Origin of the sequence: Dyadobacter flavalbus, assembly GCF_006149045.1 — a bacterium.
GTDB lineage: Bacteria > Bacteroidota > Bacteroidia > Cytophagales > Spirosomataceae > Dyadobacter > Dyadobacter flavalbus.
The window spans coordinates 1-9,557 of the sequence record NZ_VBSN01000055.1 but is presented as its reverse complement, the minus strand read 5'-3'; the positions used below and the strand labels follow the sequence as shown (position 1 = coordinate 9,557).

Here is a 9,557-nt window from a genome sequence, read left to right as displayed (position 1 = left end):
CGCTTCTTCTTTGAAGCGCTGAAAATCGAAGGATTCGTTTGTCTTCATCGTGTCTATAAGTTAAACTAATTTACTTATTTTTCCCCTTAATCAAACTAAGAGGTGACACAGTTCAATTTACAGTCTCGGAAATTCTGAAATATCTAGATCCAGGAGATCAAATGCAGCTAAAATACAGCTATTACATGTAGATATACTTACATGTACTACTCCTGCCTTTCAATCGAATTTTAAACTTAAATCTTCAAAAGACTCGTTCCTCCCCCAACGCCACTGATCATCAACCGTTGTATGGCTCGACTACATGCCACGTAGAAAAGTGCTTTTTCAGTTCTTGTAATTTGCTGCTGTTCTTCGGCAGTTAAGCTGTTAAAATTATAGGGTTGCTTTGGAAACGTCCGATCATTTACGTCAACTAAAAAAACCTGTTTAAATTCTAGCCCTTTAAGTCCATGGAAGGTAGAGAGCCTAACCCCTTCACTCTGGTTGCTCAGAAGGTTCTTGTTCACAAAAGGAATGTTCAATTTGTGAAAGTGGTTCCTAAAATCGTCTACTGCATCCTTGGTCCTCGCAGCCACAACAATATCGTTATAAGTGTAACCTTCTTCCACTAATTGCTTGATATCGCTGGCAACAGAATCCAACTCTTCGTTTTTTGTCTTGTAAACATGGTACTCTGGTTTTACGCCATGAAATAAGGAAAGATATCCTTTCTTATCTTCAACACTTCCGTCAAAATCATCGTAGCTTTCTTCACTGATCACCCGTAGCGCAAGGTTTTTAATTTCTTCGGTTGTTCTATAATTAATCCTTAGTCGTCTGCTTCTGTTTCCACGTATATTAATGCCAGCTTTCGAAAAGTTGATCCTTTTATTATAGATGTTTTGCAAGGGATCACCAACCAAAAACAAGTCATTGTTATTTTCGTGTGTTAGTGAACGAATGAACCGCAATTCTATGTTGGAAAAATCTTGTAATTCATCTACAATGACATGTGAGAAAAGATCCTGGTTATTATTTTGCAGGTACTGGCTAACTTTATTGTATATCTCCTCTTTGTAGAAAAGTCCTTCCATCAATTTACGAGAATTAAAATCTTCAATCATATCCCAGATTAAAAAACGATCTCTCCTGCTAATTGCTTTGCCTCGACCTGTTCGGCTTGCCCTCAGATAATCATCTTTGAGATGAATGTCTTGGTCTAAAATGATAGCTTCATACTCTTCTTGTAAAAAATCTTCATCAAAAGGCGACAGTTTCTCCGCCAATACCTGCTCCCATATCTCAACTGGTTTTTTAATAGCACTAAGCCCAAAAACCTTATCCGTGTTTTTGATTAAATGATACTGTTGTGCCAGCCTGAAAGCAAGTGCATCTATATTTTCGATTAGGTAAGCCCCGGTTGATATCTCGAGTTCTGCGGCAAGGCTTTTGAGATTTTCGGTAAGTTCTTTCGTAAATGTGGTAAACAGAATAGGTAGCGCACTTTTTTTATGTTGAACCAGGTGTCTCAAACGATGTAGGGCTGCAATCGTTTTCCCGGTTCCCGCACCTCCGGAAAGTTTTACACTTCCTTTGAAGTCGCCATTTACAAAAGCCGATTGTGAAGGATGTAAATAATACTTCCACTTTTGTAAAGATCCTTGCAACGCTTCATTGAAAATTTCGTCATCTGTCAATTCAATAAACGACCTGGCATTGTTCTTACTTGCCAACGTCTCAGCAGCATTTTTACCTTCCTGTATTTCCGCTAAAAGTGAATTGATATTGGCTCCGTCCAACAAGTAAAATAGGTTTTCAAAAACATCAATTGGCAAATAGCTTTCAAGTTTCTCTAAACCCTGCAAGTTCTGCACCTTTAACACCGACGGTAACAATACTTCGGGTACACCAATTGATGTCAATGCATTGCCATCATACTGGCTCATGAACAGATCAGTTGGTGTATTTGAAGGAAAGATAATTGTGGTTTCATCTATGCTATATACCTGGAATGCTTGTGTTTGCTCGTTCCAGTCAATCATTTTGTTCTTCGCCCAGTCCATAGCTTCATCATGATTGTCTACCCAAACTAGCAGGTAAACTTCTGATGGCTGCACTTCTTTTAGAATTGCCCTGAATTTCTGATCGATACGGGCTGTCTTCAAAGATTGATCTTTGAATGTATTGATTGACTCTAGATGGATTGCCGCAGATTTAGAATTCGCCCTGAACTTTGAAATAAACTCCGTCACTTTTGTCTGTGTCGTTTTATTTAAGCTCAACAGGGCATCCCAAAACTTATCATATATAAATAGCTTCATAGCTTAATATCGTTTAACTGTTCAAGTGTATAAATGGTAAATCCCGCCGTTTCAAAAGCTTGGCGACTTTCATCCGAATATGGACCGATCGCTATTTTAGGTGCAACTAAAACCAATTCCGCATCGGCCAAAACATTGCCAGTTTCGTCCATCCAAGAATCCAGATACGCTCCATTCTCTGCAGTTACCCATCCTTTTTGTATAGCTTGCTTAATCAAGGTGTGCAAGGTTACATGGTAGTAGTCCTTTATTTCGCTAAGCAAATCAACATTTGCTTCTGCGTTGTAGTCGTCAGTATCCTGCGCTGTTACAAAGTTATCGGACTGAAACAAATTGAAGATGTGCCAAAAAGATTCCCATTTTGCCTTATCAACTGAATCAGTTTTGTGAAAATCTAGGTTGTTGAATATGGTTTTCCGATAAACATTCACCCAAATTTTCCAGAGTGCAAAATCAAATTGTGGTAACTCCTGAACCGGAATAAGGCTATCAAAATTTTTGACTTTATTATTCCTAAGATAACTATCCGTCGTTAGTTTTCCTGCCAACAGCGCGTCAAGCTTATCGGGATCAAACGAGGGATCTGTTAGGTTTTTTGTCCAGGAAGCAGCGTACAACATCCAAGATTTTTGATATATGCTGATAACAGGATGCCAGAGTTGTTCCAATAGGCGTATTACATTCGTTTCGCCCTGGCTATAATTAATTTTCTGTTGATCTTTAATGGTACCCAGCAGCTTACTAGTATAATTAGTTGCAAAATAAGTTTTGTAGAGACTGAATATTTCGTCTTTTACGGTTGTATCTCCACCCAACACGGCCTGCCACTCATCCAAGTCCTTCCAGGTGAGTGTCCATGATTTGTATTGTGAATTCTTGGCAATAGCTTTCCTTATTTCAATATCTCGTTCAAAAACATTGTGTGTTTCCGATGCGTGGTACTGGTATCCATCCAGGTAAATGGCTATGCGGGGAACTTCATCTTTATATTGAACGCCATCCACCAAATAGTTTCCACAAATTATTAAAAAGTCGGTGCGGGTACTGTAAGCAATGCCATCCTTAGTGCCCAAGGCTACTTGCGGCCGTACCCAATAGAGTGCATCATTATCTCCTTTTTTAAGCCGCAACTCGTAATACACCGTTCCGTCCTGTTTTTTACTTTCAAAACTCACACCAGCTGTTTTGTCGGCAAAAACAGTGAGCAGTTTTATAAACCTTTCTTCCAGTTCTGATTCCTCTATTTTTCCGCTGTTTGTTATGGAAGAGAGTCCTTCCTTATTCAGAACCCAGGCATCTGTTTTTTCACAAATCTGGGTAAACCATTTCTCTGCTCTTGCCCTACTCAAGTCAGCCCGGGTGTATTGGTTACCGTAAGAGTAAATGCACTTATAGCAGCCATCCTTCCCCGTCAACTGGCAACTACAATCGCGTATCGCTTCATAACCATACTGCAAAAGCAACGAGAATTCTTTGTGGTCAAACAGCTGCTCTAGATAGCCAGTGCCACCGGGAATAGTGTCGTATAGCAAGAGAAACCGGTCAAACTTGTCTGTTTTATGATTGAATTCCCGATATGGTAAAATTCGGATGTGTCCAGGATTTCCTTTGAAATATTTCTTGAGGCCAACATCGATACCGGCCTCAAACATCCGGATATCCGCTTCACTATTAAACTCCTGAATCGGTAATACAATTTTCAAGACTTCAGTTTGTACTTCGCGAAAGAAATAAACCTCTTCAAAAACTTCGCTTTGACCTGCCTGGTAGGCTATCTCTTTATGCTTACAGTATCCATAATGGAAATCTTTGGCTATGGTAATTAGATGCGTTGCAGACGATGACTTGCCACAATATTTACAGGTTACGAAACCCTTTGTCAGTACTTCCGTATCGTTAATCCTAAGCTTGCGCGCATCATTGGCATCACTGCGCCCATAGTTTACAGATGTAATAGTGGCATTTTTTACGTACTCAATACCAAAGGGGATATCTTTTAATATCCATGCACCTTCCGAAGTTTTACTATCCAGGTATACATGGTTTATCATTAAATATCTCTGCGCTTCTCTGTCATCATCCGCATCAGTTAATGTCGCGCTACCCGCATTATTAAAAGATTTTACCGCTGTAAGTTTTGCATAGCGATGCACATTGGAAGCGGCTTGCCATGATGGATCAGCGCATTTGGGACAACTGCCTTTTGCAGCCATGCTATCCAACTCAATATGGTCACATTTTGAGCAAAAGCGTTTATGATGAAAATTAATTGGCTCACTCCAATCAAATATGTTAACGCCCGTGATCTCAAACCTATAACCCTGCGTATAAAAATAATTCTCTGGGGCCAGCTCTTTTATGGCCTGGGAAGCAGGACGGATAATTTCAAAATCTTTGGGTAATGCTATATTGTCGCTGCCTTCTGCCTGGCTACTCAGTACATGGGCATTCAGGCGCACTCCCGTCTCTGGAAAAGCATAATTTGGCAGAATGCCCACATTTGTAAGATGTTCCAATGTATTCCTGGCGGCGATTCCTTTCTTTATTCCACTCAGGTTTTTCTTTTCCCGATTTATTTCTTCCAAGGCCGGATCACCTTTTGCTAGGTTAAGAATAATGGCAGTATCGTCCAGCTCTTTCCTCCGTTTGTCTATTTCATGCAGCTCATTTTTTATTCTTTCAAAAACCTTAACCAGCTGTTCATAAAACCTACCTGAGTCCAAAGCGTCTGCAACTTCGGTAAACACTTCCTCTGCAATATGGCGATCATATTGTTTTAAAAACTGGTTGGTCAAAACCACTTTATTGGTTTCTATGAAATGAGTCAGCCGGTTTACAAAAAAGCTGGCATCGCTCAGAATCCGGGAGGCTAATTTTAGATCACGGATAAATGTGGGAATAGCGTTTTCATTTGGCTGTGCCGATGTCCAGCTGTCAACACAGAATGCCGTAAAGTGTCTACGCAAAATATCTTTTGCTTCCAGATAGCAGCCGGGCGTATTGACTTCCCCTTGCATCATCTCCATCGGATCCGTGTAATAATAAAGGTCGTGGTTTTGGTTTTTAGCGAAATTGACAACCAAAGCAGCCCCGGAGCTTCGCCCTGCACGCCCAACTCTTTGCAAAAAATTGGCAGGTAAGGGTGGTACCGAATTGTTATAAGCTGTATTTAACGTACCAATGTCAATACCCATTTCCAGCGTGCTGGTGGCTATCAAAGTATTGGTGGCGTTGAAACGAGTTCGTTGTTTAAAATCAATCTCCAACCGTTCCCGCTCCCTACGTTCTAGCAGGCCGGTATGCTCTCTGGCGTATACCCGGGGAAAACGATTTCGATTGTACACCGCTTTATAGTAGTTATTGCTAACTGCGGGCTCCAACGAATATTTGCCTGTACAACGATAACTAAGGCACTGCCCCTCAGCTATCAATAAATCATCATCGTTGGTATAAATCACATCTTCGCAGGTACTGCAACGATATTCCTTCACATTTTTCTTTACCCAAATAGCATCGGCAACAATGGCGTAATTATTTTGATCACCTGCTGACCGCTTATTTAATAATTGAGCATTTGTGAGTGCCTGTGTCCACTGCTCGAAGAACTCGTTTACAAAATTCGGATCAGGTTTTGCTTGTTGAAACGTTTTTCTAAAATAAGCATGAAACCAGTTGGTTGTTTTTGCCCTGGTGGTATCGAGCAGGTTTGCCTTGGAATCATGATTGGTTAATAGTTTTGGGAGCCTGGAACGCGTGCCAAATTTCGGATTTAGGTAATGGCGGCCGTCCTTTTGCCAGTTCAGATCCCAAAGGCCTAATTTGTCTTCTCTGAATTTTTGTAAAAATGTATGGTCGATAGCGCCGCGATTACGGGCCCGGTGTAAAACGAGGTTCGTAAACCGTAGTAAATCGTCTTGATGAATGGTCTGACTAATGTCGTTTACTGCCAACCAATCCTGCATTAATTCAACCGCTTTTGCTAACCTATCCGGGTCAAAATACACCGAAGATGCACCAGTTTTTTCCAATGTACGACCAATCCGACTATTAAAACCAAACTCTGCAAATACTTCCCAATGGATCCGGGTATCAAACTCTTTCAGGAAGTGAGGATAATATTTCTCCGCTTTAAAATAGTCCAGTGGAGTAGCCTTTCCTACATAGTCTTTCGGGAAAAAACGATAGAGATAACCACTAAGCGGATCTGTACCGGTTTCATCGGCATGTTGTTTCCAATAAGTAATAAACTGTTCGGACAACAAATCTAATCGTTGGGGCTCCCTTAGTTCATTGATAACTTTTTGAATGGATGCCCTCAGCGTAAAACGATAATTACGGCCCTCAATAAAACCTGCCTGGTGTGCTGCATCCTGTACCGAATTGGTAAAGGCCAATACTTTGCGGTTTTGGTCGGTGGCAGGATCCAAGTCCGTAGCCAGCGTTTGGCTGACGGCTATGGAACTCAGCGTTGGTATTTTAGTACCAATGATGGCAACGGTACCGGAATTATTACAACAAGGGCAAATATGCTCGGTCTTGTTGTCCTTCAACTTGCGGAATGCCTGAATGGCAAAACCTTCTTCATCCTTGGCTACTATATGCAACAATACCGGATGGATTTTTTCCTGTAAAAAATCATCATAAACATAACCGGTAGCCAGTATGTCTTCTGCACTCAATTCGTTGCCAGGTAGCAGGAAATAGACGTTCTTATGGCGTGCAAAAAACTTTTCATACACTTCATTGATGTCTTTGCTGAATACATCCCGGTTGTCGGGTTTTACCCCAAGCCAGCCCGATGAGTTACACTCCCGGCAGTACCAGGGTGGCAATGCAGCAATTTCACTATTGGCCGCTATCTGATCACGGAAAGTAAAGCTAGCTGGTTGTTCCAAAGTATATTGTACGCCACTCAACTCCCGTATCCACAATTGCACCTGAAGATACATAAATGGTGATCGAGGATTATCAATATCTTTTGCTGCCGCAATAAGTGTCAGCAACGATTCTAAAATCCGTTCTTTGGGACTATACTCATTAGCAGCATCCCATTGAGCCAGCTTTCTGAAGTTTTCGTTTGCAATAGATAAGTCTCGAACAACATCTTCCACAGGGCGGGTACCCTTTCCTTTATTTGCTACTTTCACCAGGTCTTTCACCAATTTTAGCTGTATAAGACCTTGCGCCAGCTGTTTTTTGTCTTGTTGCCAAATATCGATATGGGCTTGCAGATAGTTGTCAAAAGATTCGCTTTCATGATGCACCAAATCTTTTAGCTTGTGGGGAAGTGGCATGAAGTCCATCAAGGTTTCATCTTCTCCAAAGAAGGAAGCTACATCTATTCGGTTTTCGGTAATGATGGCATCGGTGGTGACGGTCTCTCCAAACACCTTGCTGGCGTACTCTGCCAATAATTGAGGAGCCTCCGGGCCAGAACCGATGGTGGCAGATGTTCCCACAGCACAAAGTTGTTCAGCAGGAATTTCTAGTTTCAGTTTTAAACGACGTATCAAGTTGGCTACGTCGGTGCCTTGCGCTCCGTCATAAGTGTGTAATTCATCCAGTACCAGGAACTGCAATAAACTAGCATCTTTAAAATTGCCCAACCATAGTTTGTGGTAATTGTGCTTCATCAAAGCATAGTCAAGCATCTTAAAGTTAGTAAGCAAAATATCGGGCGGTGAATCCAGAATCGTATCGCGATGCTCAATGATATGATTTTCGCCCATGGTTTTTGGGAACTGACCTTTCGGGCCATTCCCTTCGCCAATAAACAATCCCGCTGTTATTTTTCCTCTTAAACGATCATCTTCATGAATCAGCTCAGCCAGGCGCTTGGCCTGATCGGTGGCCAGGGCATTCATCGGATATAGTATAATTACTTTAACACCTGCGCGGTGCTGCTGCTGGTAGCAGTAATCGAGCATAGGATAGAGGAAAGATTCCGTTTTGCCTGACCCGGTACCGGTAGTAACAATTGTTGGTTCTGGTTTTTTATCTAAGGTAGAAAGCCTTGTCCACGATTTTACCTGATGATCGTAAGGGGGCCAGGAAGGTTTAATGGTTAAAGGTATTTGAGCCACAGCATCGGCATCGGCCTTTACAAACCGCAGTTTAAGTGAAATATAAGGTCCCTTAAACATGCCCTGTGTGGGATGATGAATAAAGGTATCAAAAGCCCCAGCCACTTCCTTTTTGCGAAAAGTAAATGTTGCTTTTAAATACGAAGTAATCGACTCTTTTATCTCTATGGCCTGTTGTAAGCTCAGCATATTCTATCAAAATTTATCCGGTCATTTATTTTCTTCGCTCAGTGGCTTCCCGGAATATACCCCACTTAAATCATCTTCAATTTACGCTTAGGCCAAATCCACTGATCTGGCATCTATACCAGCTGCGTCTTCACTTGTATTAAACCGTTTCTCAAAATGCACCCAAGCCCGTTTGTAATCTTCCACGCGATCACATTTAGTGAAGGGAGCATGGAATACTACCTGCTGGCCGTGATAGAGTTCACTCTTGGTGATGGTATGGGTAATTTCACCTTCCTGCATATCCCTTATCTTTTCCCATTCGGGCCGGTCAAGCCCCACTCCTGCCAGACCCTTGCTACATGTAAATACAATATTGCCTTTGATATCGTACCAGGTATCGTCTTCGTTTTGCTGTAATACTGGAAACTGGATATTATACATCAGCACCAGTTCATCGAGACTGAGGCTGAGCGCCATGGCGGTTATGACGTCGATCTCAACCAAAGCCATTCGACGCTCAAAATAGTTACGCAGTGGAGTATTCCAGTTCCAATCTGCTGTAAGGCTTTTAAATGGTTTCAAACGGGTATCAGAGATACTCCAACTGTCCTGAGTAAAGCCGTTATCAAAATTTTCTTCCCAAAGTGGTGCGTAATACTTGTTTAGACAATTAAGTTGAAGCGTTCGAATAAATAAGGATGGAAGGTAATTAGCATTAATACCTAAAGGAAGACTTTTAATTGTAATATCATACAAGTTTGATCTTCCAACGGTTTTAATATAAAAATCTAATACAATTGAAGATGTAATGCCAACGAATTCAATAAGTCTCTGAGTGTCTTTTAGCGTTGTACTGATTACTCCATTAATGTGGAGACTGTAAATTGAACTGTGTCACCTCTTAGTTTGATTAAGGGGAAAAATAAGTAAATTAGTTTAACTTATAGACACGATGAAGACAAACGAATCCTTCGATTTTCAGCGCTTCAAAGAAGAAGCG

Annotated in this window: 3 protein-coding genes; all 3 read right to left on the bottom strand. The window is 41.3% G+C overall.

Annotated elements, in window-relative coordinates; all coding sequences use genetic code 11:
• Window positions 1–236: 236 nt before the first annotated feature.
• Window positions 237–2,303 carry a 3'-5' exonuclease gene (locus tag FEM33_RS19015; RefSeq protein ID WP_139013583.1) on the bottom strand — a complete coding sequence of 689 codons (2,067 nt, stop codon included), beginning with the start codon at window positions 2,301–2,303 and terminating at the stop codon, window positions 237–239.
• Window positions 2,300–8,575: a DEAD/DEAH box helicase gene (locus FEM33_RS19010; protein ID WP_139013582.1), complete on the bottom strand. Its 6,276-nt coding sequence runs from the start codon at window positions 8,573–8,575 to the stop codon at window positions 2,300–2,302. The genes FEM33_RS19015 and FEM33_RS19010 overlap by 4 nt, the downstream gene beginning before the upstream one ends.
• An 87-nt stretch (window positions 8,576–8,662) precedes the next feature.
• Entirely contained in the window at window positions 8,663–9,313 is a 651-nt protein-coding gene (locus FEM33_RS19005) for a hypothetical protein (RefSeq protein WP_139013581.1), read from the bottom strand.
• Window positions 9,314–9,557: the final 244 nt, after the last annotated feature.